This window comes from Rubrivivax soli (assembly GCF_049810355.1).
Classification (GTDB): domain Bacteria; phylum Pseudomonadota; class Gammaproteobacteria; order Burkholderiales; family Burkholderiaceae_C; genus Rubrivivax.
The window spans coordinates 3,280,426-3,305,244 of the sequence record NZ_CP187368.1; the positions used below are offsets into that span (position 1 = coordinate 3,280,426).

The window sequence follows — 24,819 nt, forward strand, 5'->3', positions numbered from 1 at the left end:
TCAGAACCCGGCGGGTGCGCGGGTGTGGAAGTCGGTCGCCTGCTGCAGCGCATGCGCGGTGTGCAGCAGCCGGCCTTCGTCGAAGTAGTTGCCGATCAGCTGCAGGCCCACCGGCATGCCGCCTTCGCCGAAACCGGCCGGCACGCTCATGCCGGGCAGGCCGGCCAGGCTGCCGGGCAGCGTGAAGATGTCGGCCAGGTAGTCCTGCAACGGTGCGCGCTGCTGGCCCAGCGCCCAGGCCACGGTGGGCGCCACCGGACCGGCGATGAGGTCGCAGCGCTGGAAGCAGGCCTGGAAGTCGTCGGCGATCATGCGGCGCAGCTTCTGCGCCTGCAGGTAGTACGCGTCGTAGTAGCCGTGGCTCAGCACGTAGGTGCCGATCATGATGCGGCGCTTCACCTCGGGCCCGAAGCCTTCGGCGCGCGTCTTCTTGTACATGTCGAGCAGGTCGGCGTGCTGCGCCGCGCGGTGGCCGAACTTCACGCCGTCGAAGCGGCCCAGGTTGCTGCTGGCCTCGGCCGGCGCGATCAGGTAGTACACCGGGATCGACAGTTCCGTGCGCGGCAGGCTGACGTCCACCAGCGTCGCGCCCAGACCCTCCAGCGCGGCCAGCGCGCCGCGCACGGCAGCGGCCACGTCGGCGGACAAGCCGTCGGGAAAGAACTCCTGCGGCAGCCCGATGCGCAGCCCGGCCAGCGGCTGCGCCGCCGTGGCGCCGGCGCGGGTGCCGAGCATCTGGGCGTGGAAGTCCTGCGGCGCCCGTTCGGCGCTGGTGGCGTCGCGCGGGTCGAAGCCGCTCATCGCCGACAGCAGCAGCGCGCAGTCCTCGGCCGAGCGCGCCATCGGGCCGGCCTGGTCGAGGCTGGAGGCGAACGCCACCATGCCGTAGCGCGAGCACACGCCGTAGGTCGGCTTGATGCCCGTGATGCCGCAGAAGCTGGCCGGCTGGCGGATGGAACCGCCGGTGTCCGTGCCCGTGGCCGCGGGCACCAGGCGCGCCGCCACCGCCGCGGCCGAGCCGCCCGACGACCCGCCCGGCACCCGCCGCGGGTCCCAGGGGTTGTGCACCGGCCCGAAGGCCGAGTTCTCGTTGGCGGAGCCCATCGCGAACTCGTCGCAGTTCAGCTTGCCCAGCGTCACCATGCCGCTCTCGGCGAGGCGGGCGACGACCGTGGCGTCGAACGGGCTGGCATAGCCGGCCAGCATCTTCGAGCCCGCGGTCGTGGGCAGGCCGGTGCGCGCGTGGTCGGTGACGAAGATGTCCTTGTGCGCCACCGGCACGCCCGTGAGCGCGCCGCCGCGACCGGCGGCCAGGGCGGCGTCGGCGGCCTGCGCAGCCGCCAGCGCGGCCTCGGCGTTGGTGGCCAGGAACGCGCCCAGCGGCGCCTGGTCGGCGATGCGTGCGAGCAGGTGCTGCGTCAGTTCGGTGCTGGAGACTTGTTTGTCGCGCAACGCGCGGCCGAGCGCGGCCACGCCCATCTGGTGCAGGTTCATTCGATCACCTTCGGCACCAGGAACAGGCCGTCCTCGACGGCGGGTGCGCTCTTCTGGTTGGCCTCGCGCTGGTCGGTCTCGGTGACGACGTCGTCGCGCAGGCGCAGATGCACGTCCTGCACCGCCGACAGCGGCGTGTAGAGCGGCTCGACACCACGGGTGTCGACCGCGCCCATCTTCTCGACGATGTCGAAGAAGCCGTTGAGCTGGGTGAGCATGGCATCGGCCTCGTCGGCGCGCAGCTCCAGGCGCGCCAGGTGGGCGATGCGGCTCACGTCCTCGAGCGAAAGTGCCATGGCGGGGCGTGTGCGGGCATGTAAATGGTGGCGCTTCTCTGCAAGAAGCAGGCAGGAAGCGAGGGGTTGATCGGGTATTATCCCCGGTTACTCTCACGCCCTGTCGGTGCCTGGCGATGTGACGCCCACAGCGGCGGCGCACCGCAGCGCATCGACGCCGCCGCCCCCGACAATGTTCGCATCCCTGCGTCGCTACTTCTCGACCGACCTGGCCATCGACCTCGGCACCGCCAACACGCTGATCTACGTGCGTGGAAAAGGCATCGTGCTCGATGAGCCCTCGGTCGTCGCCATCCGCCACGAAGGTGGCCCCAACGGCAAGAAGACCATCCAGGCCGTCGGCCGCGAGGCCAAGGCCATGCTCGGCAAGGTGCCGGGCAACATCGAGGCCATCCGGCCGATGAAGGACGGCGTCATCGCCGACTTCACCGTCACCGAGCAGATGCTCAAGCAGTTCATCAAGATGGTGCACCCGCGCTCGATGACCCGCCCGAGCCCGCGCATCATCATCTGCGTGCCCTGCGGCAGCACGCAGGTCGAGCGCCGCGCCATTCGCGAGAGCGCGCTCGGCGCCGGCGCCTCCGACGTCTACCTGATCGAGGAACCCATGGCCGCGGCCATCGGCGCCGGCCTTCCGGTGTCCGAGGCCAGCGGCTCGATGGTGGTCGACATCGGCGGCGGCACCACCGAGGTCGGCGTCATCAGCCTGGGCGGCATGGTCTACAAGGGCAGCATCCGGGTGGGCGGCGACAAGTTCGACGAGTCCATCATCAACTACATCCGCCGCAACTACGGCATGCTCATCGGCGAGCCCACGGCCGAGGCCATCAAGAAGAACATCGGCTCGGCCTTCCCCGGCAGCGAGGTGAAGGAGATGGAGGTGAAGGGCCGCAACCTCAGCGAAGGGGTGCCGCGCAGCTTCACGATCAGCTCCAACGAGATCCTGGAAGCGCTCACCGACCCGCTGAACCAGATGGTCAGCGCGGTGAAGAACGCGCTCGAGCAGACGCCGCCGGAACTGGGCGCCGACATCGCCGAGCGCGGCATGATGCTCACCGGCGGCGGCGCGCTGCTGCGCGACCTCGACCGCCTGCTGGCCGAGGAGACCGGCCTGCCGGTGCTGGTGGCCGAGGACCCGCTGACCTGCGTGGTGCGCGGCTGCGGCATGGCGCTGGAGCGCATGGAGCGCCTGGGAAGCATCTTCACTTCCGAGTGATTCGCGCCTGAAGGGGGGCCGGCGCCATGCCGTTGGGAACGCTCGACCGCACGCCGCCACCCTTCTTCCGTCAGGGCCCGTCGGCGCTGACGAAACTCGTCTTCTTCTCGGCGCTGGCCGTCTTCCTGATGGTCGCCGATGCCCGTTTCCGCATGGTCGAGCCATTGCGCGCGGGGCTGGCCATCGTGCTGCTGCCGGCACAGCAGGCGCTGCTGGTGCCCATCGAGATGCTGTCCGGCGGGGCCGACTACTTCCAGGGCCTGCGCGCGGCGCTGCAGGGCGAACGCCAGGCGCGTGCGCAGCTGGCCGAGCAGGCCGACAAGCTGGCCCGCGCCCAGCAGCTGGCGCAGGAGAACGAACGCCTGCGCGCGCTGCTCGAGCTGAAGCCGGCGCTGGTGGTGTCGTCGATCGCCGCCGAGGTCATGTACGAGGCCACCGACCCGTATTCGCGCAAGCTCTTCATCGACCGCGGCCAGGCCCAGGGCGTGGCGCTGGGCTCGCCGGTGATCAACGAGGCCGGCGTGCTGGGGCAGGTGACCCGCGTGTACGCGCTGACCTCGGAGGTGACGCTGCTGACCGACAAGGACGCTGCGATCCCGGTGCTGAACACGCGCACGATGCAACGCAGCGCGGCGTTCGGCGGCGCCAACGACGGCGGCGGCATGGAGCTGCGCTTCACCTCGGCCAACGCCGACGTGAAGCCGGGCGACACGCTGCACACCAGCGGCATCGACGCCGTCTACCCGCCGGGCCTGCCGGTGGCGCGGGTGCTGACAGTGGAACGGCGCGTCGAGTCAGGCTTCGCGCGCATCGCGCTGGCGCCGGCTGCGTCGCCCGACGGCGTGCGCCACGTGCTCGTGCTGCAGCCGCTGTCGGCGCAGTTGCCGCCGCGGCCCGAGGAGACGGCGGCGCCTGAAGAGAAACAGAAGCGCCAGGGGAGCGGCCGGCCATGATCATGCCGCGCGGGTCCGACCAGCTGCTGCTGCCGGTCAACCCCTTCTTCATCGCGTTCTCGCTGCTGGCGGCGCTGGCCGTCAACCTGCTGCCGTTCGGCCGCCACGCGGCGCTGCCCGACCTGCTGGCGGTGGTGCTGGTGTTCTGGAACGTGCACCAGCCGCGCCGCGTGGGCGTCGGCTTCGCGTTCCTGTTCGGGCTGCTGCTCGACGTGCACGAAGGCGCGCTGCTCGGGCAGCACGCGCTGTCGTACACGCTGCTGAGCTTCGGGGCGATCATGATGCACCGGCGCATGCTGTGGTTCGGCGTCGTCGAGCAGGCGCTGCAGACCGTGCCGCTGTTCTTCGTCGCCCACCTGGTGGCGCTGCTGGTGCGGCTGATGGCCGGCGGCATGTTCCCGGGCTGGTGGCTGCTGCTGGCGCCGCTGCTGGAAGCCGTGCTGTGGCCGCTGGCCACGCTGCTGTTGCTGGCACCGCAGCGCAGGGCGCCCGATCCGGACCAGAATCGGCCCCTGTAGCCCGATGCGCATGCGCTTGCCATGACCGAACTGCGCGACGTCGAACGCGACCTCGACCGCTTCCGCGGCCGGCTGATCGCGGCTGCCGTCTTCGTGCTGCTGGCCTTCGGGCTGCTGGCTGCGCGGCTGGTGTACCTGCAGGTGCTGCGCCACGACGAGTTGGCGACGCAGGCCGAGGCCAACCGCATCGCGGTCGTGCCCATCGTGCCCAACCGCGGCCTCATCGTCGACCGCAACGGCGTCGTGCTGGCCACCAACTACTCGGCCTACACGCTGGAGATCACGCCCTCGCGCATCCCCGGCGGCAGCGCCGCGCTGGAGCCGCTGATCGACACGCTGGCGCAGATCGTCGAGATCGGGCCACGCGACCGCCGCCGCTTCAAGCGGCTGCTGGAAGAGGGCAAGAGCTTCGAGTCGCTGCCGATCCGCACCAAGCTGAGCGACGAGGAGGTCGCGCGCTTCACCGCGCAGCGCTTCCGCTTCCCCGGCGTGGACGTGAAGGCGCGGCTGTTCCGCAACTACCCGCTGGGCGACACCGGCAGCCACCTGCTGGGCTACATCGGCCGCATCAACCAGGCCGAGAAGAGGGCCATGGACGACTGGTCCGAGGAGGACCTGGGCAACTACAAGGGCACCGAATACATCGGCAAGCTGGGGCTGGAGCAGAGCTACGAACGCGAGCTGCACGGCACCACCGGCTTCGAGGAGGTCGAGACCAGCGCCGGCGGCCGCGCCGTGCGGCGGCTGAAGAGCCACCCGCCGACGCCGGGCAACACGCTGGTGCTGTCGATCGACATCAAGCTGCAGGCGCTGGTGGAAGAGATGTTCGGCGAACGCCGCGGCGCTCTGGTGGCCATCGACCCGCGCAACGGCGAGGTGCTGGCCTTCGTCAGCAAGCCCACCTTCGACCCCAACCTGTTCGTCGACGGCATCGACGTCGAGAGCTGGCGCGAGCTGAACGAGAGCATCGACAAGCCGCTGCTGAACCGCGCGCTGCGCGGCACCTACCCGCCCGGCTCGACCTTCAAGCCCTTCATGGCGATGGCGGCGCTGAACAGCGGCAAGCGCGCGGCCGGCACCATCATCAACGACGGCGGCACCTTCGTCTTCGGCAACCACGTCTTCCGCAGCCACGGCGACAAGGGCGAAGGGCCGGTGGACATGGTGCGCTCCATCGTGCGCTCGAGCAACGTCTACTACTACTCGCTGGCCAACGAGATGGGCGTGGACCTGATGCACGACCAGCTGGCGCCATTCGGCTTCGGCCAGCGCACGGGCATCGACGTCGAGGGCGAGGTGACCGGCGTGCTGCCGTCCACGGCGTGGAAGAAGCGGGTGTACAAGAAGCCCGAGCAGCAGCGCTGGTACGCCGGGGAGACGATCTCGCTGGGCATCGGCCAGGGCTACAACAACTTCACGATGCTGCAGCTGGCCAGCGCCACCGCCACGCTGGTCTCGGGCGGGCAGCGCTTCAGGCCGCGGCTGGTGCGCGAGATCGAGGACGTCATCACGCGCGAACGCCGGCAGATCGCCAACGACGCGCTGGAGCCGCTGCCGCTGCAGCCCGAGCACGTCGCGCTGATCCGGCGCGCGCTGCACGGCGTGACGCAGGAAGGCACGTCCACGCGGGTGTTCATGGGCGCGCCGTACCAGAGCGGCGGCAAGACCGGCACCGCGCAGGCCGTGGGCGTGAAGGCAGGGGAGAAGTACAACGCCTCGAAGCTGGAGGAGCACCAGCGTGACCACTCGCTGTACACCGCGATGGCGCCGGTGGACGCGCCCACGGTGGCGCTGGCCGTCATCGTCGAGAACTCGGGCTTCGGCGCCGAGGCCGCGGCGCCGATCGCGCGCCGCGTCTTCGACTACCTGCTCGCCGGCCAGTACCCGAGCGAGGAGGACATGGCGGCGGTGAAGATCGGCAAGGCGGCGGCACCCATCGGCACGCCGCGCCGCGCCGCCGATGTGCCGCTGCCCGGCCAGGCCGCGCCGGCGCTGCCACCGGTGGCCGAGACCACGCCGCCGCCGGCCGAGAAGGTGGCGCTGCGATGAGCGCGGTGTTCGAGCGGCCGTCGCTGCTGCAGCGCCTGCGCCCGGTGTTCAGCGGCTTCGACGGCCCGCTGACGCTGGCCGTGCTGCTGCTGGCGGCCATCGGTCTGGTGTCGATGTACTCGGCCGGTTACGACCACGGCACGCGCTTCGTCGACCACGGCCGGAACATGCTGATCGCGCTGGCGGTGCTCTTCGTCGCGGCGCAGGTGCCGCCGCAGAAGCTGCAGCAGCTGGCCGTGCCGCTGTACGTGACGGGCGTCGTGCTGCTGCTGGCGGTGGAGTTCTTCGGCATCACCCGCAAGGGCGCGACGCGCTGGCTCAACGTCGGCATCGTCATCCAGCCCAGCGAGCTGCTGAAGATCGCGATGCCGCTGATGCTGGCCTGGTGGTTCCAGAAGCGCGAAGGCCAGCTGCGCGTGCCCGACTTCCTGATCGCCGGCCTGCTGCTGGCGCTGCCGGTGGGCCTGGTGATGAAGCAGCCCGACCTGGGCACGGCGCTGCTGATCCTGGCCGGCGGGCTGTACGTGATCTTCTTCGCAGGCCTGAGCTGGCGGCTGGTGCTGCCGGCACTGGCGCTGGGTGGCGTCGGCATCCTGGCCATCGTGCTGGCCGGGCCCACGATCTGCGAGCCCGGGGTCGACTGGCACGTGCTGCGCGACTACCAGAAGCAGCGTGTGTGCACGCTGCTCGACCCCACGCGCGACCCGCTGGGCAAGGGCTTCCACATCATCCAGGGCATGATCGCCATCGGCTCGGGCGGCATCACGGGCAAGGGCTTCATGAACGGCACGCAGACGCACCTGGAGTTCATCCCGGAGCGCACCACCGACTTCATCTTCGCGGCCTTCAGCGAGGAGTTCGGCCTGTTCGGCGTGCTGGGGCTGCTGGCCGCGTTCGTCTTCCTGATCTTCCGCGGCCTGATGATCGCCGGCGAGGCGCCGACCGTCTTCACGCGGGTGCTGGCGGGTGCGCTGTCGCTGAGCTTCTTCACCTACGCCTTCGTCAACATGGGCATGGTCAGCGGCATCCTGCCGGTGGTGGGCGTGCCGCTGCCCTTCGTCAGCTACGGCGGCACCGCGATGGTGACGCTGGGCCTGGCGCTGGGCATGCTGATGAGCGTGTCGCGCAGCCGTCGGCTGATGCAGAGTTGAGGCGCCGCGGCGGCGGCGCGGAGATGGGGCCGCGGCCCCGGGGAGCACGGCCATGAACCGCATCGGTTTCGTCGGCATCGGCAACATGGGGCTCGCGATGGCCTTGCGGCTGCGCGATGCCGGCCACGCCGTGCAGGTCTGCGACATCGACGCCAGCCGCGTGGCGCAGGCGGTGGCCGCCGGCGCCAGCCACGCGGCGCAGCCGTCGGGCCTGGCGGACTGTGCGCTCGTGATCATCGCGGTCGTGCATGCGGCGCAGACGCGCGAAGTGCTCTTCGGCCCCGACGGCCTGGCTGCGGCACTGCCGGCCGGCGCCGCCGTGATGCTCTGCCCCACCATCGCCCCGGCCGACACCGAGGCCTGCGCCGCGCAGCTGGCCACGCACGGCATCGGCTGCATCGACGCGCCGATGTCCGGCGGCCCCGAACGCGCGCGCAACGGCACCATGAGCCTGATGGTGGCCTGCGACGACGCGCTCTACCAGCGCTGGGAACCGCTGCTGCAGACGCTGGCGTCGCGGCTGTTCCGCATCGGCCCGCAGGTGGGCGACGGCGCCCGCACGAAGCTGTGCAACAACCTGCTGGCGGCGATCAACCTGGCCGGTGCGGCCGAAGTGCTGGCGCTGGCCGAACGCCTGGGCCTGAACCCCACGGCGACGCTGTCGGTGATCGAGCAGTCCAGCGGGCAGAGCTGGATCGGCAGCGACCGCATGCACCGCGCGCTGGCCGGCGACACCGCGCCGCGCGCGCACATGGGCCTGCTGGCCAAGGACTCGGCGCTGGCGCTGGGCGCCGCGCGGGCGGTGGGTGCGGCGGTGCCGGTGGGCGTGGCCGCGGCGCTGCAGTTCGCGCTGGCCCTGCAGGACGGCCTGGGGCTGGCGGACGACTCGGCGCTGTGGCGCTGGATCGAGACGCGGGCAGCGACTCAGGCTGCGCAGGCCGCTACAGCGGCGCCTGGATCCGGAACCGCACCGTGATCAGCGCGCCCGGCGCGCCGGCCGTGGCGCCGCTGCGCGGGTGGGCGTCGGTGATCGTGACCTCGGCGTCGTGGGCACGGGCGATCTCGGCCACGATGGCCAGACCCAGGCCGCTGCCGTCGACGTTGGTGCCGAGCGCGCGGTAGAAGGGCTGGAACACCAGCTCGCGCTCGGCCGGCGCGATGCCCGGCCCGGTGTCCTCCACCTGCAGCACCACCACCTGGCCGAAGGGGTCGGGCGTCACCCGCGCCGTCACCGTGCCGCCGGCGGGCGTGTACTGCAGCGCGTTGTCCACCAGGTTGCGCACCAGCTCGCGCACCAGCACCGGCTGCCCCATCAGGTGGGCCACGAGGTCGGCACCGCCCTCGGACTGCGGCCCCTCGTAGCCGAGGTCGATGCGCTTGTCCATCGCCTTGGGCACGAAGTCGCGCACGGTCTCGCGCGTGATGCCGGCCAGGTCCACGTCCTGGCGGCTGATGGCCTGCTCGCGGTCCTCGGCGCGCGCCATCGCCAGCAGCTGGTTCACCATGTGCGCGGCACGCTGGCTCGACAGCGCGATCTGCTGCAGCGTGTGCTTCATGGAACGCGGGTCGCCGTGGCCGCTGTCGATCTCGCGCTCGGCCAGCTCGGCCTGCATGCGCAGCCCGGCCAGCGGCGTCTTCAGCTGGTGCGCGGCATCGGCCAGGAAGTGGCGCTGCGTGGCGATCGACTGGTCCAGCCGCGTCAGCAGGTCGTTGATGGCCCCCACCAGCGGCGCCACTTCCTCGGGCACGTGGCGCTCCTCGATCGGGCTCAGGTCGGTGCTCTCGCGCCGGCGGATGCGCTGCTGCAGCTCGGCCAGCGGCCGGATGCCGCGCGCCAGCGCCAGCCACACCAGCAGCACCGCCAGCGGCAGGATCACGAACTGCGGGAGGATCACGCCCTTGATGATCTCGGTGGCCAGGCGCGAGCGCTTGTCCAGCGTCTCGGCCATCTGCACCAGCGTGCCTTCGGGCGCCAGGTCGTGCGGCGCCCAGAGGTAGGCCACGCGCACCGGCTCGTCGCGGATCACGTCATCGCGGAAGCGCAGCTCGGGGCTGGGCTGCACGTGCAGCGGCACCGGCAGGTCGGCGTCGCCGGCCACGAGCTCGCCACGCGTGCCCAGCACCTGGAAGAACAGGCTGTCGTTGTCGTCGGGGCGCAGCAGCTGCGTGGCGGTCTGCTCCAGGCTGCGCCGCACCAGCGCCTGCGGGCGCGTGGGCGTCGCGGCCTCCACCTGCGCCTGGCGCGCCACGGCGCGCACCAGTTCGCCCAGCTCGCGGTCGTAGGGGCGGTTGGCGATGTTCTGCGCCACCAGCCAGGTGAGCGCCACGCTCATCGGCCACAGCAGCAGCAGCGGCGCGAGCATCCAGTCCAGGATCTCGCCGAAGAGGGAACGTTGTTCGCGTTGGATAGGGGCCCCCACGCTCCCTGCCGGTCGCTGCCCCCCGGGGGGGCTCATGCAGCGGACCGGCGGAGCCGGATCCGCGCATGGGGCTTGATCCGGCTCGACAGCATGCGGACGTCAGGCGGCAATTTTTTCCAGGCAGTAGCCGAGGCCGCGCACGGTCGCGATCCGCACCGGGCCCTGCTCGATCTTCTTGCGCAGGCGGTGGATGTAAACCTCGATCGCGTTGTTGCTGACCTCCTCGCCCCATTCGCACAGGCGCTCGACCAGCTGGTCCTTGCTGACGAGGCGGCCCGAGCGCTGCAGCAGCACCTCGAGCAGCGACAGTTCACGCGCCGACAGCTCGATCATCTGGTCGTTGAGGTAGGCGACGCGGCCGGTGGCGTCGAACGACAGCGGGCCATGCTTGATGACGCTGCTGGCGGTGCCCAGGCCGCGGCGGGTGAGCGCACGCACGCGCGCTTCCAGCTCCTGCAGCGAGAACGGTTTGGCCATGTAGTCGTCGGCACCCAGGTCCAGGCCCTTCACGCGCTGCTCCACGCTGTCGGCGGCCGTGAGGATCAGCACCGGCACCGCCGAGCCGCGCGCACGCAGCTTGCGCAGCACCTCGAAGCCGTGCAGCTTGGGCAGACCCAGGTCGAGGATGACCAGATCGAACTCGTGCGAGGCCAGCGCGGCGTCGGCTTCGCTGCCGCTGCCGACCTGGTCGACGGCATACCCCGAGGCACGCAGCGAACGCAACAGGCCGTCGGCCAGGACTTGATCGTCTTCCGCAATCAGGATGCGCATCGCGTGTCTCCAGGGTCGGCCCGTGGCGCGACGTGGTCGCGCAGGCTCTCGGCGTCGAAAGGCCACTTGATTCTAGGCAATCACCCCCTGCCGCCGGCTTGACCGAGGACAAGCGGACCGGTCCCCCGCAGGGCGGCACCCGAAAGTGCTGTACGCATATCCAGCTTCTGCCATAATTCGCCCAACCGAGGAGATCGCCATGGACGCACCTGTCAAAGCCCTGAACACCGAAAAAGCCAAGGCCCTGCAGGCCGCGCTGGCCCAGATCGAAAAGCAGTTCGGCAAGGGCTCGATCATGCGCCTGGGCGAAGGCGAAGTCATCGAAGACATCCAGGTCGTCTCCACCGGCTCCCTGGGCCTGGACGTGGCGCTGGGCGTCGGCGGCCTGCCGCGCGGGCGGGTGATCGAGATCTACGGCCCGGAAAGCTCGGGCAAGACCACGCTGACGCTGCAGGTCATCGCCGAGATGCAGGCGCTGGGCGGCACGGCCGCCTTCATCGACGCCGAACACGCGCTCGACATCCAGTACGCACAGAAGCTGGGCGTGAACCTGCAGGACCTGCTGATCAGCCAGCCCGACACCGGCGAGCAGGCGCTGGAGATCGTCGACGCGCTGGTGCGCTCGGGCTCGATCGACCTGATCGTGGTCGACTCGGTCGCGGCGCTCACGCCGAAGGCCGAACTCGAAGGCGAGATGGGCGACAGCCTGCCCGGCCTGCAGGCCCGGCTGATGAGCCAGGCGCTGCGCAAGCTGACGGCCACGATCAAGAAGACCAACACCACGGTCATCTTCATCAACCAGATCCGCATGAAGATCGGCGTCATGTTCGGCAGCCCCGAGACCACCACTGGCGGCAATGCGCTGAAGTTCTACGCCAGCGTGCGCCTCGACATCCGCCGCACCGGCAGCATCAAGAAGGGCGAGGAAGTCATCGGCAGCGAGACCAAGGTCAAGGTCGTCAAGAACAAGGTCAGCCCGCCGTTCAAGACCGCTGAATTCGACATCCTCTACGGCGAAGGCATCAGCCGCGAAGGCGAGATCATCGACATGGGCGTGACCGCCCGTGTGCTGGAAAAGAGCGGCGCCTGGTACGCCTACAACGGCGAGAAGATCGGCCAGGGCAAGGACAACGCGCGCGAGTTCCTGCGCGAGAACCCCGACGTGGCACGCGAGATCGAGAACAAGGTGCGCGACTCGCTGGGCATCCCGCTGCTGGGCGCAGCCCCGGCCGCCGAGTAAGCGGACCGGCGCAGATCCCGCATGGGTTTCGGCGCCCCGTCCCTGAAGGGCCGGGCGCTGCGCTACCTGGCGCAGCGCGAGCACTCACGCGCCGAACTCGAGCGCAAGCTGGCACGCCACGCCGAAGACACCGACGACGCCAGCGCGGCAGCGCAGATCGGCCGCGCGCTGGACGAACTGGCCGCGCATGGCTTCCTGAGCGAAGAGCGGGTCGCCGAATCGGTGCTCTCCGGTCAGGGCCAGCGCTTCGGTGCGCGGCGCCTGAAGCAGACGCTGCAGGCCAAGGGGCTGGACCCCGCCCTGGTGGCCGCCACGCTGCAGCAGGCGCGCGGGACCGAACTCGAACGCGCACGCCAGGTCTGGCAGCGCAAATTCGGCGCACCGGCCGACGACGCGGCCGGCCGTGCAAAGCAAATGCGCTTCCTGGCCGCCCGCGGCTTCGATGGCGACGTGATCCGGCGCGTCGTGCAAGGCGCCGACCACAGCGACGACGACGCCTGACCTGTGGGAACCCACAGCAGTTGCTGCGTTGCAACATGCTACATTCGCCGCCGCGTTCTTCCCCACCCTGCCTGATGCCTCTCCCGCCCGCGGCGGCCACTCGCCAGCTCCACCACCGTCGTCAGATCGATGTGCAGGTGTATGCGCGTGACGACGGCCTGTGGGAAGTCGACGCCACCGTCGTCGACGTGCGCCCCCAGGCCACCACGCTGGCCGGCCAGGTCCGCAGCGCCGGGCATCCCATCCACGACATGCTGCTGCGGCTGGTCGTCGACGCCCAGCTCACCGTGCTCGCCTGCGGCGCCGAAACCCGCTGGATGCCTTACGTCGGGCAGTGCGACGCGCACGGCGACGCCTACGACCGCCTCGTGGGCCTGAACCTCGCGCGGGGCTTCCGCGACGGCGTGCGCGAACGTGTGGGTGGCGTGCAGGGCTGCACGCACATCACCGAACTGGCCCAGGTGCTGCCCACCGCCGTGATCCAGGCCTTCGCCGGCTCCGTGATCGACACCCGCGGCCATGGCGACGACAAGCCCTTCCAGCTCGACCGCTGCCACGCGCTGCGCAGCGACGGCGAAGCCGTGCGCACGCACTACGCGCGCTGGTACCGCCCCTCTCCTTCCCCGACCCCCGACTCCCCGAGGAGCACCGAATGAAGATCCACGAATACCAGGCCAAGGAACTGCTGCGCGCGCACGGCGTGCCGGTGCCGCGCGGGCACGCTGCGTTCACGGTGCGCGAGGCCGAAGAGGCGGCACAGAAGCTCGGCGGCGCGGTCTGGGTCGTGAAGGCGCAGATCCACGCCGGCGGCCGCGGCAAGGGCGGCGGCGTCAAGCTCGCGCGCTCGCTCGACGAGGTCAAGGCACTCGCCGGCCAGATCCTGGGCATGCAGCTCAAGACCCACCAGACCGGCCCCGAGGGCCAGAAGGTCCGCCGCCTGTACATCGAGGAAGGCGCCGACATCCAGAAGGAGTACTACGTGTCGCTCGTCACCGACCGCGCCACGCAGAAGGTCGCCTTCATCGCCAGTTCCGAAGGCGGCATGGACATCGAGGAGGTCGCCCACAGCACGCCCGAGAAGATCGTCACCGAGTTCATCGACCCGCTCACCGGCCTGGGCGAGGCGCAGGCCAGGAAGATCGCCGACGCCATCGGGCTGCCGGCCAACAGCACCGCGCAAGCGATCGAGATCTTCCAGAAGCTGTACGCCTGCTACATGGACACCGACGCCTCGCTGGTGGAGATCAACCCGCTCAACCGCGACAGCCAGGGCCACCTGATCGCGCTGGACGCGAAGTTCAACTTCGACGCCAACGCGCTGTTCCGCCACCCCGAGATCGTCGCCTACCGCGACCTCGACGAGGAAGACCCGGCCGAGGTCGAGGCCAGCAAGTTCGACCTGGCCTACATCAGCCTGGACGGCAACATCGGCTGCCTGGTCAACGGCGCGGGCCTGGCGATGGCCACGATGGACACCATCAAGCTCTTCGGCGGCGAGCCGGCGAACTTCCTGGACGTCGGCGGCGGCGCCACCGCCGAGAAGGTCACCGAGGCCTTCAAGATCATGCTGAAGAACCCGGAAGTGAAGGGCATCCTGGTCAACATCTTCGGCGGCATCATGAAGTGCGACACCATCGCCGAGGGCGTGATCGCGGCGTGCAAGGCGGTGAACCTGAGCGTGCCGCTGGTGGTGCGCATGAAGGGCACCAACGAAGACCTGGGCAAGAAGATGCTGGCCGACTCCGGCCTGCCCATCATCGCTGCCGACACCATGGCAGAGGCCGCCACGGCCATCGTGAACGCCGTCAAGTAAGGGACTGGAACATGAGCATCCTGATCAACAAGGACACCAAGGTCATCACCCAGGGCATCACGGGCAAGACGGGCCAGTTCCACACCAAGGGCTGCCAGGCCTACGCCAATGGCAAGGCTGCGTTCGTGGCCGGCGTGAACCCGAAGAAGGCCGGCGAGAGCTTCGAGGGCATCCCGATCCACGCCAGCGTGCAGGACGCCAAGGCGGCCACGGGCGCCACGGTGAGCGTGATCTACGTGCCGCCGGCCGGTGCCGCAGCGGCGATCTGGGAGGCGGTGGAGGCCGACCTGGACCTGGTGGTCTGCATCACCGAGGGCATCCCGGTGAAGGACATGCTGCTGGTGCGCAACCGCATGAAGGCCAAGGAGGCGGCCGGCGGCAAGAAGACGCTGCTGCTGGGGCCGAACTGCCCCGGGCTGATCACGCCCGAGGAGATCAAGATCGGCATCATGCCGGGGCACATCCACAGACGAGGCCGCGTGGGCGTGGTCAGCCGCTCGGGCACGTTGACGTACGAGGCAGTGGCGCAGCTCAGCGAGCTGGGCATCGGGCAGAGCAGCGCGGTGGGCATCGGCGGCGACCCGATCAACGGCCTGAAGCACATCGACGTGATGCGCCTGTTCAACGACGACCCGGACACCGATGCGGTGATCATGATCGGCGAGATCGGCGGCCCCGACGAGGCCGAGGCCGCGCGCTGGTGCCAGGCCAACATGAAGAAGCCGATCGTGGGCTTCATCGCCGGCGTCACCGCGCCCGCGGGCAAGCGCATGGGCCATGCCGGCGCGCTGATCTCCGGCGGCGCCGACACCGCCGACGCCAAGCTCGCCATCATGGAGGAGTGCGGCTTCACCATCACGCGCAACCCCTCCGAGATGGGGCGCCTGCTCAAGAGCCTGTTGTAGGGCGCGGCGCGGCCCACGCGCCGTATGTAGTTTCCGCAGCCGGGCGCCCGACGGGCGCCCGTACACTGCCGGGCTGCCGATTTGTCGGCGTCCAGCCAAGACCAAGAGGGGACCCCAGTGGACACGTTCATGCATGCCGATTTCTGGATCGCCGTCGGGCAGATCATCCTGATCGACATCGTGCTCGGCGGCGACAACGCGGTCGTCATCGCGCTGGCCTGCCGCAAGTTGCCGCCGGCCATGCGGACCAAGGGCATCCTGTGGGGCACCGCAGGCGCGATCGGCCTGCGTGTCGTGCTGATCTTCTTCGCGCTGACGCTGCTGGCCATTCCCTACCTGAAGCTGGTGGGTGCGGTGCTGCTGGTCTGGATCGGCGTCAAGCTGCTCGCCCCCGACGAGGAAGGCCACGGCAACATCGAGAGCTCGGACAAGCTGATGGCGGCCATCAAGACCATCATCGTCGCCGACCTGGTGATGAGCATCGACAACGTCATCGCGATCGCCGGCGCCGCTGAAAGCGCGGGCGGCGACCACAAGATGGCACTGGTGATCTTCGGCCTGCTGGTGTCGATCCCGATCATCGTCTGGGGGAGCCAGCTGGTGATCAAGCTGATGGACCGCTTCCCGTCGATCATCCTGATCGGCGGCATGCTGCTGGGCTGGATCGCGGGCACGATGGCCGTCACCGACCCCGCCGTGCTGCCCTACCTGCCGACGACCCCGGCAGAACGTGCCGGCGCGCTGCCCGAAGTGGCCGACACCCTGCGCTACGGCGCCGGTCTCGCCGGCGCGCTGCTGGTGCTGGCCATCGGCATGCTGCTGAAGAAGCGCCGCGGCGCCGCGGGCGGCGACGCGGCGCACTGAGCCGCCTGCACCCCTGCCCCGGCGGGCACCTGTGGTACGGTGCCCGCCGTGCAGTCTCCGCCCGTGCCGACCTTCCCTGAGTCCGTGCCGCCCGCAGCGGCGCCCCTGGTCGGCGGCTACCGGCTCGGCGCGCTGATCGGCCGCGGCTCCATCGGCGACGTGCACGTCGCCACCGAGCCCGTCACCGGCCAGCAGGTGGCCATCAAGCTGCTGCGGCCGGTGTCCGACGCCAGCGACGACGAGCGTTCCCTGGCGCGCCAACGCTTCCTGGCCGAAGCCGAGACGGCCCGGCTGCTGAACCACCCCGACATCGTGCGCGTGCTCGCTGCCGGCGACGACCACGGCCGCGCCTGGATGGCGATGGAGCTGCTGGGCGGCTGCGACCTCGAACGCTACACGCGCCCCGCACGGCTGCTGCCCGAGCCGGTGGTGCTGCGCCTGACCGAACGCCTGGCGTGCGCGCTGGCCTTTGCGCATTCACGCGGGGTCGTGCACCGTGACGTGAAGCCGGCCAACGTGCTGGTCGACTGGTCCAGCGGCCGCGTCACGCTCACCGACTTCGGCATCGCGCGTGCCGCCGGCGCGGAAAGCACCCGCACCGGCATCGTGCTCGGCACCCCCGTGTACATGGCGCCGGAGCAGCTGGCGGGCGGCCTGGCCGACGTGCGCGGTGACCTGTACGCGTTCGGCGTGCTGCTGTTCCAGCTGCTCACGGGCCGGCTGCCGCACGAGTCGCATTCGCTCGGCGACCTGCTGCGGCAGGTCGCCAACGAGCCCGCGCCCGACCTGCGCCAGTTGCGGCCCGACCTGCCGGCGGCGCTGGCCGACCTGGTGGCACAGCTGCTGGACAAGTCGCCGGCGCGGCGGCCACGCGACGCGCAGGCCGTGGCAGACGCGCTGGCGCAGGTGGCTGCAGCGCTGCGCGTGCCACCCGCCCAGTCGGGACCGATGTCACGCGGCTGAGCGCCGCGCCACGCGGCATCGGCGGGGAACCGATGCACAATCGGCACACTTTTTTTCCTGCGCCCGCAGCGCTGTCGCACGCCGTGCCCATGACGATCGAGCTCTTTGCCGCCGTTGACCCCGGCCGCGCTCGCAGCAACAACGAGGACTCCGTCGCGACCGACGACGCGGTGTCGCTGGGTGTGCTGGCCGACGGCATGGGCGGCTACAACGCCGGCGAGGTGGCCAGCAACATGGCCACCAGCTTCATCCACACCGAACTCGGGCGCTGGCTGCGCGAAGCCAGCGTGCAGGCCACCGATGCGGAAGTGCGGCGCGCGATGGACATCTGCGTCGACAACGCCAACCGCGCCATCTTCAACGCCGCCAACTCCAACCCGCAGTACGCCGGCATGGGCACGACCCTGGTGGTGGCCGTGTTCCGCGAGAACCGCCTGCTGGTCGGCCACGTCGGCGACTCGCGCGCCTACCGGCTGCGCGGCGGCCGGCTGCAGCAGATCACACGTGACCATTCGCTGCTGCAGGAACAGATCGACGCCGGACTCATCACGCCCGAGCAGGCCGCCTTCTCGGCCAACAAGAACCTGGTCACGCGCGCCGTGGGCGTGGAAGACACCGTGCTGCTCGAAACCCACCAGCACGAGGTCCTGCCCGGCGACATGTACCTGCTGTGTTCCGACGGGCTGTCGGACATGCTCGACGACGCCAGCATCGCGCAACTGTTGCAGGCGCACGAATCCCTAGACCAGACCGCGCGCGCCCTCATCGATGGCGCCAATGATGCGGGTGGAAAGGATAATATCTCGGTCATACTGGTGCGCGCCTCCGGCGGCGCAAGCCCGTCGAGCCGGTCCTGGTGGCCCTTCCGCCGCACATGACCGCCTCTGACGACCTGTTCAGGATCGGCGCCGCAGAGCGTCCTGTCTGCCGCGGCCGGCGGTGGGCACATTAGAGGTCAGGCATGGGCAAGCTGGTCGTTTCGCTCGACGGTGTGGTCATCAAGGAAGTCCAGATCACCAAGGACAAGACCACGCTCGGTCGGCGGCCCTACAACGACATCGTCATCGACAACCTCGCCGTCAGCGGCGAGCACGCCGTGCTGCAGATGGTGGGTGCCGACGTCTTCATCGAAGACCTCAACAGCACCAACGGCACCTACATCAACGGCAAGGCGATCAAGAAGCAGCTGCTCGCGCACAACGACACCGTCGAGATCGGCAAGTACAAGATCAAGTACCTGATCGACGAAGGCAGCGACTACGAGAAGACCATGATCATGCGCCCGGGCGGCTCGGTGCCGGCCGGCTACGCATCCGCGAGCCCGATGTCCTCGGGCCACCCGGGACAGGCCTCGCCCTACGCCAGCCTCACCGGCACGATGCCGCAGGTGCCCAGCACGCCGGCGTCGATCAAGGTGCTCAACGGCGCCGCCGCAGGCCGCGAGGTCACGCTGACCAAGGTCGTCACCACCGTCGGCAAGCCCGGCGTGCAGGTGGCGTCCATCACCAAGCGGCCGAACGGCTACGCCTTCGCCCATGTCGAGGGCGCGGCACGCCCCAGCATCAACGGCGTGCCGCTGGTCGGCGATTCGGTCCCGCTGCGCAACGGCGACGTCATCGAGCTCGCCGGCACGCAGATGCAGTTCATCCACCACTGAAGCCGCCGCGGCTGGCGCCGCGTGAAGGCTGTCACGGCGGCGCCCTGCGCCTTCCCGGCGTGCGCAGTTGCCGGGATGAAACGCGACATTGGCGGCTTGCGCGCCCGCGGCGCAACCCTCAGCATGGGTGCCCCTTGCGCCAGGCTGCACGATGACCGGCGCACCCCCAGCCCCCCACCAGCCGCTCCATGCAGATCCGCGTCCTCGGTTGTTCAGGCTCGATTGCCGCCGGCAGCCGAACCACGTCGTTCCTGCTCGACGCCGACGTGCTCATCGACGCCGGCACCGGCGTCGGTGACCTGACGCTGGACGAGCTCGCGCGCATCGACCACATCTTCATCAGCCACTCGCACCTGGACCACGTGCTGGCCATCGGCCTGCTGGCCGACAGCGTGACGCGCCGGCGCAGCGCAGCGCAGCGCCCGCCGGTGCAGGTGCACGCGCTGGCGCCCACGCTCGCCGCGCTGCGCACGCACATCTTCAACGGCGTCATCTGGCCCGACTTCACGCGGCTGCCCAACCCCGAGCACCCGGTGCTGGCGCTGCGGGCCTTCGAGGTCGGCGACGCCATCGTGCTGGGCGGCCGCCGCATCGAGGTGCTGCCCGCCGCCCACACCGTGCCGGCGGTCGGCTTCGCGGTCTCGGAGGGCGACGCGCCGGCCTGGGTCTACACCGGCGACACCGGCCCCAACCCGGCGCTGTGGCAGCGCCTGGCCACGCTGCCGCTGGGCGCGCTGGTGATCGAGACCGCCTTCCGCGACGACGAGCACGTGCTCGCCAGCGTCAGCCGGCACCTGTGCCCGTCGCAGCTGCGCGACGAGCTGGCACGGCTGCAGGCGCCGGTGGACGTGTACATCACGCACATCAAGCCCGGCGAAGTCGAGACCGTGATGGCCGAGATCGGCGCACAGGCCAGCCGCCACCGCATCCGTGCGCTGACCACCGGCCAGGTGCTGGCGCTGTAGCGGCGCGCCGGCCGGGCGACGCGTTGCGTCACCTTGTGCCACCCCGGTTCCTGCGCCCGGCCCGAAACCTGACAATTTGCGTCATCCCATGTGACCGATGCCGCACCCAGCAGCCTGGCACGCACCCTGCATTCAAGGGGGTGTCTTCGGCCCAACCGTCCTTCTTCTTTTTTGCTCACCCAGGAGTCTTTCCTCATGAAGCGCGTTCAACAAGGTTTCACCCTCATCGAACTGATGATCGTCGTGGCGATCATCGGCATCCTGGCTGCCGTCGCCCTGCCGGCCTACCAGGACTACACCGTCAAGGCCAAGGTCTCGGAAATCGTGCTGGCCGCCTCGGCCTGCCGCACCTCGATCACGGAGACCGTGCAGACCGGCTCGGGCAGCCTGCCGGGCGCCGGCGAGTGGGGTTGCGAATCGTCGACCTCCACGTCGAAGTACGTGGCCTCGATCGCGACGAATGACGCTGGCGTGGTGCAAGTGACGTCGCAAGGCCTGGGCAGCGGCATCGACGGCACCGTGCTGCTGGCGCCGACCATCGACCCCGCCCGCAAGATCGTGTCCGAGTGGCAGTGTGGCCCGGGCACCATGAGCCCGAAGTACCTGCCGGGTTCGTGCAAGACGGCGGGTCTGAGCTTCCCCTGAGCTTGACTTGATCCTCCTGAAAGGCAGCTGCAAGGCTGCCTTTTTCGTTTGTTGACCTGACCGCGCCCCGCACCCGCCCACCATGCCGACCGACCTCGAGCTGACCATCCTGATGCCCTGCCTGAACGAGGCGCTCACCCTGCCGGCCTGCATCGGCAAGGCACTGGGCTTCCTGCAGCGGCACGGGGTCAGCGGCGAGGTCCTGATCGCCGACAACGGCTCGACCGACGGGTCGCAGGCGCTGGCGCGGTCGCTGGGCGCGCGGGTCGTCGACGTGCCCCGCCGCGGCTACGGCGCGGCGCTGATCGCCGGCATCGACGCCGCGCGCGGGCGCTACGTCATCATGGGCGACTCCGACGACAGCTACGACTTCACCGCGCTGATGCCGTACGTCGAGGCACTGCGCCGCGGCGAGCAGCTGGTGATGGGCAACCGCTTCGCCGGCGGCATCGCCCCCGGCGCGATGCCGCCGCTGCACCGCTACCTGGGCAACCCGGTGCTCAGCTTCATCGGCCGCCTGTTCTTCCAGACTCCCATCCGCGACTTCCACTGCGGCCTGCGCGGCTTCGACCGCGACGCCGTGCGCGCGCTGGGCCTGCGCTGCGAAGGGATGGAGTTCGCCAGCGAGATGGTGGTGAAGGCTTCGCTGCAGAAGCTGCGCATCGCCGAGGTCCCGACGACCCTGTCGCCCGACGGCCGCAACCGCCCGCCGCACCTGCGCAGCTGGCGCGACGGCTGGCGCCACCTGCGCTTCCTGCTGCTGTTCAGCCCGCGCTGGCTGTTCCTGTATCCCGGCCTGCTGCTCACCGGCCTGGGCACGCTGGGCCTGGCGGTGCTGGTGCCCGGGGCGCTGTCCTTCGGCGGGCTGACGCTGGACGTGCACACGCTGCTGTACGCCGCCGGCGCGGTGCTGTGCGGGCTGCAGCTGCTGAGCTTCGCGCTCTTCGCCAAGGTCTTCGCGGTGCAGAACGGCATCCTGCCCGACAACGACTTCCTCGCCGGACTTCGCCGGCACGTCAACGTCGAGACCGGGCTGCTGCTCGGGCTGGCGCTGCTGCTGGCCGGCATCGGCCTGTCGGTGCACTCGGTGGTGACCTGGGAAGGCAACGACTTCGGCGCGCTCGACCCGCGCGTGGGCATGCGCCTGGTGATCCCGGCGCTGACGGTGCTGCTGGTGGGCATCCAGGTGCTGTTCGCGTCGATGCTGCTGGGTGTGCTGGGCCTGCGCGTGCACGCCCGGCCGGCCGACGTCGCATGACGCGCGCGGTGGTGCCCGCCGCGCCGACGCGCGGCGAGCTCGGCCTGATGCTGGCCGCCTGCCTGCTGGCCGGCGCGGCTTGCGCGCTGGTGCTCGGCCGCGACCTCAACTGGGACTACTTCAACTACCACGGCTACGCCGCGCTGCTGCTGCGCCAAGACCGGCTGGCGCAGGACTTCTTCGCCGCCGGCTACCAGGGCTACATGAACCCGCTGGCCTTCGCGCCCTGGGCGTGGATGCAGCAGTGGGGCTGGCACAGCGCCGCCATCGGCGCCGCGATGGGCGCGCTGCACGCGCTGAACCTCGTCTTCTTGTACCTGATCGCACGCGCCTTTGCCGGCGCGCACCCGAAGCCGCGGCTGGTGGCCGCCGTGCTGACGGCGCTGGCGGCACTGAACGGCGCCTTCCTCGGGCAGGTCGGCAGCAGCTTCTACGACATCACGACCACGCCGCTCGTGATGGCGGCGCTGTGGCTGCTGGTCACGCGGCCGGGCCTGGGCGCGGCAGCGCTGGCCTGCGCGCTGGCCGGCGCTGCCGTGGCGCTGAAGTGGACCAATGCCCCGTACGGCCTGGCCGTGCTGGTGACGGCGGCCCTGGGCCTGCCGGCCATGGCCGTGCAGGAGCGGCTGCGCCGGCTGGTGCTGGGCGGGGTGGCGATGGGCGCCGGCTTCGTGCTGCTCTACGGCGCGTGGGGCTGGAAGCTGATGCAGACCTTCGGCAGCCCCGTGTTCCCGCTCTTCAACCGCATCTTCCGCGCGCCCGACTTCCCGGCGCAGGGCATCGCACTGGACCGCTTCGTGCCGCAGAGCCTGGCCGAAGCGCTGCTGCTGCCCTGGCGGCTGGTGGAGATGCGGCCGATGGTCTTCACCGAGATCGCGGCACCCGACCTCCGGCCCGCGCTGGTGCTCGGGCTCGGCGCGCTGGCCCTGGTGGCCGGCATGGTGGCGGGCCTGCGCCAAGACGGCGTGCGCGGGCTGCTGCGGGCCTGGTCGCCGCAGCACCCGGGCTGGCGCACGCTGCTGGTGTTCTCGGCCGTGGCGCTCGTGGCCTGGCTGCTGACCTCGGCCAATGGCCGCTACGCGGTGCCGCTGCTGCTGCTGCTGGCACCGATGCTGTACGTGGTGGCGTCGCACGTGGTGCCCGTGCGTGCGGCGCTGCTGCTGTGCACCGTGGTGGCGGTGCTGCAGGGCTTCCACACCTGGACCGCCGGCAACCCGCGCTGGAACGCGCACCACTGGACGCAGGACTGGCTGCCCGCCCTGGTGCCGCAGGTGCTGCGCGACACGCCGCAGCTGTACGTGAGCATCGGCCGCTCGTCGGAGAGCTTCGTCGCCGCGCACGTGCACCCCGATTCGCCCTTCGTGAACCCGATCGGGCTGCTGTCGCTGGCCAACGACGGCCCGGGCTGGGCGCGCTTCGTGGCGCTGCGCGAGCGCTGGCAGGGCCGCACCCGCGTGCTGGTCCAGGCGTCGGCGAGCACCATCGCCGGGCAGACGGACGGACCATTGCGCGTCGTCGACGAAATGGCCGATCGGCTGGGGCTGCGCATCGACACCACGCGCTGCGAGCGCATGGAGTTCAACCGCTTCGACGCCGCCGCGCAGGCGCCCGGCGTGCTCACCGACCCCGCGTCCGCCGGCAGCACGCAGCGGGCACGCCATGTGCTGGCCTGCGTCGCCCTGCCCAAGCCCGTGGGCGACCCCGAACTGCAGGCGCAGCGCGCGCGCGCCGCCGCAGTGCTGGACGCGCTGGAGCGGCGCTGCCCGAAAATCTACCAGCCCGCCGGCGTGCCGACCGAGGGCGCGCGCGGGCTCTGGTCGCGCAGCTACGGGCGCTACGACCTGTTCGCGCTGGTCGACTTCGACGGCGGCAACGTGCGCGTGCGCCAGGAATTCCAGGTCGCGCCGATGCTGGTGGGCGATCTCGCCACCTGGGAAGCCGACCTGGCGCGCCACGACTGCCGCCTGCCGCACAGCGGCCTGCGCGGCATCGAGACCCTGCGGAGCGAACGTGCGGGCGGCTGACATCCTGCTGTGCCTGCTGTGCGTGGGCTGCTCGGCCGTGGGGCAGGTGCTGATGCGCGCCGCCTCGCTGGCCGCCGTGCGCAGCGGCGTGGCCGGGCCGCTGGCCTGGCTCAACGGCACGATGCTGGTGGCCGTGTGCGTGTACGTCGCCGCGATGGCGCTGTGGATGTTCGTGCTGTCACGGGTGCCGCTGACGCAGGCCTTCGCCTTTTTCGGCCTGTCGTTCTTCATCGTGCCGGCCCTGGCGCACCGCTTCTTCGGCGACCCCGTGTCGCTGCAGACCTGGCTGGGTGCCGGCATCATCATGCTGGGCATCGTCGTCACCAACTGGCGCGCCGCCTGACGCGCCGACCGCCTGCCCACCCGAGGAGTGCTGCCTTGAGTTCCCCCATCGCCAGAGAACGCAAGTCGGGCGCCGACCGCGCCCTGATCCACACCCACCAGCGGCTCAGCCACGGCCACCGCATCGACATCCTGGCCGCCACCTTCGCCCGCACCATCGGCGAACTCGCCGCCGGCAGCCAGGCGCCGGTGCGCGTGCTCGATGTCGGCTGCGGCGACATGACGCTGGCCGACGCCGTCGCGCAGCGCCTGGGCCAGGTCGAACTGCGCTGCGTCGACATCCACCCGTGCCCGCCGGAACTGCTGCAGTCCGACCCGCGCTGGCAGCGCTACACCACCTTCGACGGCCGCCACCTGCCGTTCGAGGACCAGTCCTTCGACGTCGTGATGTTCTCCGACGTGCTGCACCACGTGCCGCCGGCACTGCGCAGCGACCTGATGCGCAGCGCCGGCCGCGTCGGCCGCCACGTCGTGGTGAAGGACCACTTCGAGTACGGTTGGTGGTCGCGGCAGGCGCTGCGTGCGATGGACTGGGTCGGCAACGCCGGCTACGGCGTGTCGATCCCCGAGCGCTACTTCGACCAGGCCACCTGGCAGCAGCAGTGCCACGACGCCGGCCTGCGCGTGCAACGGCTCGACGTCGGCCTGGCGCTGTACGAGCACATTCCGCTGCTGCAACCGCTGCTGTCGCGCAACTGGCAGTTCATGGCCGTCTGCAGCCGCGCCTGAGCGGCGGTTTGCTACGATGCGCGCCGCCGCGCTCCCCTGCGGCGC

Annotated in this window: 25 protein-coding genes; 21 read left to right on the forward strand and 4 right to left on the reverse strand. The window is 70.5% G+C overall.

All coding sequences use genetic code 11. The features are described 5' to 3' along the window. Positions 1 to 1,494: an Asp-tRNA(Asn)/Glu-tRNA(Gln) amidotransferase subunit GatA gene (gene gatA, locus ACPOLB_RS14955; RefSeq protein ID WP_425256794.1), complete on the reverse strand. Its 1,494-nt coding sequence runs from the start codon at positions 1,492 to 1,494 to the stop codon at positions 1 to 3. Beyond that, complete coding sequence (gene gatC / locus ACPOLB_RS14960) at positions 1,491 to 1,790, reverse strand: Asp-tRNA(Asn)/Glu-tRNA(Gln) amidotransferase subunit GatC (RefSeq protein WP_425256795.1); 300 nt, start codon at positions 1,788 to 1,790, stop codon at positions 1,491 to 1,493. Before gatC ends, gatA begins: the two co-directional genes overlap by 4 nt. Before the next feature lie 172 nt (positions 1,791 to 1,962). On the opposite strand from gatC, the gene ACPOLB_RS14965 reads away from it, so the two are divergent. Genes ACPOLB_RS14965 through ACPOLB_RS14990 form a run of 6 tightly spaced genes read left to right on the forward strand, consistent with a single transcriptional unit; the run spans position 1,963 to position 8,653 of the window. Beyond that, positions 1,963 to 3,006, forward strand: coding sequence for a rod shape-determining protein (locus tag ACPOLB_RS14965; RefSeq protein WP_425256796.1), 1,044 nt, complete (start codon positions 1,963 to 1,965; stop codon positions 3,004 to 3,006). 26 nt (positions 3,007 to 3,032) lie between these two features. Next, positions 3,033 to 3,959: a rod shape-determining protein MreC gene (gene mreC / locus ACPOLB_RS14970; protein WP_425256797.1), complete on the forward strand. Its 927-nt coding sequence runs from the start codon at positions 3,033 to 3,035 to the stop codon at positions 3,957 to 3,959. Beyond that, positions 3,956 to 4,477 carry a rod shape-determining protein MreD gene (gene mreD / locus ACPOLB_RS14975; protein WP_425256798.1) on the forward strand — a complete coding sequence of 174 codons (522 nt, stop codon included), beginning with the start codon at positions 3,956 to 3,958 and terminating at the stop codon, positions 4,475 to 4,477. The genes mreC and mreD overlap by 4 nt, the downstream gene beginning before the upstream one ends. Before the next feature lie 21 nt (positions 4,478 to 4,498). After that, positions 4,499 to 6,526, forward strand: a complete 2,028-nt coding sequence (gene mrdA / locus ACPOLB_RS14980; RefSeq protein ID WP_425256799.1) for a penicillin-binding protein 2 — start codon at positions 4,499 to 4,501, stop codon at positions 6,524 to 6,526. Further along, complete coding sequence (rodA, locus tag ACPOLB_RS14985) at positions 6,523 to 7,677, forward strand: rod shape-determining protein RodA (RefSeq protein ID WP_425256800.1); 1,155 nt, start codon at positions 6,523 to 6,525, stop codon at positions 7,675 to 7,677. Before mrdA ends, rodA begins: the two co-directional genes overlap by 4 nt. Before the next feature lie 52 nt (positions 7,678 to 7,729). Continuing rightward, positions 7,730 to 8,653 carry an NAD(P)-dependent oxidoreductase gene (locus ACPOLB_RS14990; RefSeq protein WP_425256801.1) on the forward strand — a complete coding sequence of 308 codons (924 nt, stop codon included), beginning with the start codon at positions 7,730 to 7,732 and terminating at the stop codon, positions 8,651 to 8,653. Here ACPOLB_RS14990 and ACPOLB_RS14995 read toward each other — a convergent pair. Together ACPOLB_RS14995 and ACPOLB_RS15000 are read right to left on the reverse strand one after the other, a co-directional pair. Next, the gene (locus ACPOLB_RS14995) at positions 8,619 to 10,133 is read right to left on the reverse strand and encodes a sensor histidine kinase (RefSeq protein ID WP_425256802.1); all 1,515 of its coding nucleotides are present in this window, start codon (positions 10,131 to 10,133) and stop codon (positions 8,619 to 8,621) included. The genes ACPOLB_RS14990 and ACPOLB_RS14995 overlap by 35 nt on opposite strands. 63 nt (positions 10,134 to 10,196) lie before the next feature. Continuing rightward, positions 10,197 to 10,868 carry a response regulator transcription factor gene (locus ACPOLB_RS15000; protein ID WP_425256803.1) on the reverse strand — a complete coding sequence of 224 codons (672 nt, stop codon included), beginning with the start codon at positions 10,866 to 10,868 and terminating at the stop codon, positions 10,197 to 10,199. A 199-nt stretch (positions 10,869 to 11,067) separates the two neighbouring features. Here ACPOLB_RS15000 and recA point away from each other — a divergent pair, with 199 nt between their 5' ends. The 15 genes from recA (at position 11,068) to ACPOLB_RS15075 (ending at position 24,774) form a co-directional block, all read left to right on the forward strand. Further along, entirely contained in the window at positions 11,068 to 12,108 is a 1,041-nt protein-coding gene (recA, locus tag ACPOLB_RS15005) for a recombinase RecA (protein WP_425256804.1), read from the forward strand. A gap of 21 nt (positions 12,109 to 12,129) precedes the next feature. Next, on the forward strand, positions 12,130 to 12,609 hold the full coding sequence (gene recX / locus ACPOLB_RS15010) for a recombination regulator RecX (protein WP_425256805.1): 480 nt from the start codon (positions 12,130 to 12,132) through the stop codon (positions 12,607 to 12,609). Between the two features lie 74 nt (positions 12,610 to 12,683). Then, the gene (locus ACPOLB_RS15015) at positions 12,684 to 13,265 is read left to right on the forward strand and encodes a DUF2889 domain-containing protein (RefSeq protein WP_425256806.1); all 582 of its coding nucleotides are present in this window, start codon (positions 12,684 to 12,686) and stop codon (positions 13,263 to 13,265) included. Beyond that, entirely contained in the window at positions 13,262 to 14,422 is a 1,161-nt protein-coding gene (sucC, locus tag ACPOLB_RS15020) for an ADP-forming succinate--CoA ligase subunit beta (RefSeq protein ID WP_425256807.1), read from the forward strand. Before ACPOLB_RS15015 ends, sucC begins: the two co-directional genes overlap by 4 nt. 11 nt (positions 14,423 to 14,433) lie before the next feature. Then, a complete protein-coding gene (gene sucD, locus ACPOLB_RS15025; RefSeq protein WP_425256808.1) occupies positions 14,434 to 15,327 on the forward strand; it encodes a succinate--CoA ligase subunit alpha in 894 nt (297 codons plus the stop codon). Between the two features lie 129 nt (positions 15,328 to 15,456). Further along, entirely contained in the window at positions 15,457 to 16,191 is a 735-nt protein-coding gene (locus ACPOLB_RS15030; RefSeq protein ID WP_425256809.1) for a TerC family protein, read from the forward strand. Between the two features lie 48 nt (positions 16,192 to 16,239). Further along, positions 16,240 to 17,154 (forward strand): serine/threonine-protein kinase, encoded by a 915-nt coding sequence (locus ACPOLB_RS15035; protein WP_425256810.1) that lies wholly within the window; start codon positions 16,240 to 16,242, stop codon positions 17,152 to 17,154. An 89-nt stretch (positions 17,155 to 17,243) separates the two neighbouring features. After that, positions 17,244 to 18,032, forward strand: coding sequence for a Stp1/IreP family PP2C-type Ser/Thr phosphatase (locus ACPOLB_RS15040; protein WP_425256811.1), 789 nt, complete (start codon positions 17,244 to 17,246; stop codon positions 18,030 to 18,032). An 83-nt stretch (positions 18,033 to 18,115) separates the two neighbouring features. Continuing rightward, complete coding sequence (locus ACPOLB_RS15045) at positions 18,116 to 18,811, forward strand: FHA domain-containing protein (protein ID WP_425256812.1); 696 nt, start codon at positions 18,116 to 18,118, stop codon at positions 18,809 to 18,811. Between the two features lie 188 nt (positions 18,812 to 18,999). Continuing rightward, positions 19,000 to 19,776: an MBL fold metallo-hydrolase gene (locus tag ACPOLB_RS15050; protein ID WP_425256813.1), complete on the forward strand. Its 777-nt coding sequence runs from the start codon at positions 19,000 to 19,002 to the stop codon at positions 19,774 to 19,776. 195 nt (positions 19,777 to 19,971) lie between these two features. Then, positions 19,972 to 20,421, forward strand: a complete 450-nt coding sequence (locus ACPOLB_RS15055) for a pilin (protein ID WP_425256814.1) — start codon at positions 19,972 to 19,974, stop codon at positions 20,419 to 20,421. 82 nt (positions 20,422 to 20,503) lie between these two features. Further along, positions 20,504 to 21,679: a glycosyltransferase family 2 protein gene (locus ACPOLB_RS15060; RefSeq protein WP_425256815.1), complete on the forward strand. Its 1,176-nt coding sequence runs from the start codon at positions 20,504 to 20,506 to the stop codon at positions 21,677 to 21,679. Beyond that, on the forward strand, positions 21,676 to 23,703 hold the full coding sequence (locus tag ACPOLB_RS15065) for a hypothetical protein (RefSeq protein ID WP_425256816.1): 2,028 nt from the start codon (positions 21,676 to 21,678) through the stop codon (positions 23,701 to 23,703). The genes ACPOLB_RS15060 and ACPOLB_RS15065 overlap by 4 nt, the downstream gene beginning before the upstream one ends. Then, a complete protein-coding gene (locus ACPOLB_RS15070; protein ID WP_425256817.1) occupies positions 23,690 to 24,046 on the forward strand; it encodes an EamA family transporter in 357 nt (118 codons plus the stop codon). Before ACPOLB_RS15065 ends, ACPOLB_RS15070 begins: the two co-directional genes overlap by 14 nt. Before the next feature lie 35 nt (positions 24,047 to 24,081). Beyond that, the gene (locus ACPOLB_RS15075; protein ID WP_425256818.1) at positions 24,082 to 24,774 is read left to right on the forward strand and encodes a class I SAM-dependent methyltransferase; all 693 of its coding nucleotides are present in this window, start codon (positions 24,082 to 24,084) and stop codon (positions 24,772 to 24,774) included. Positions 24,775 to 24,819: the final 45 nt, after the last annotated feature.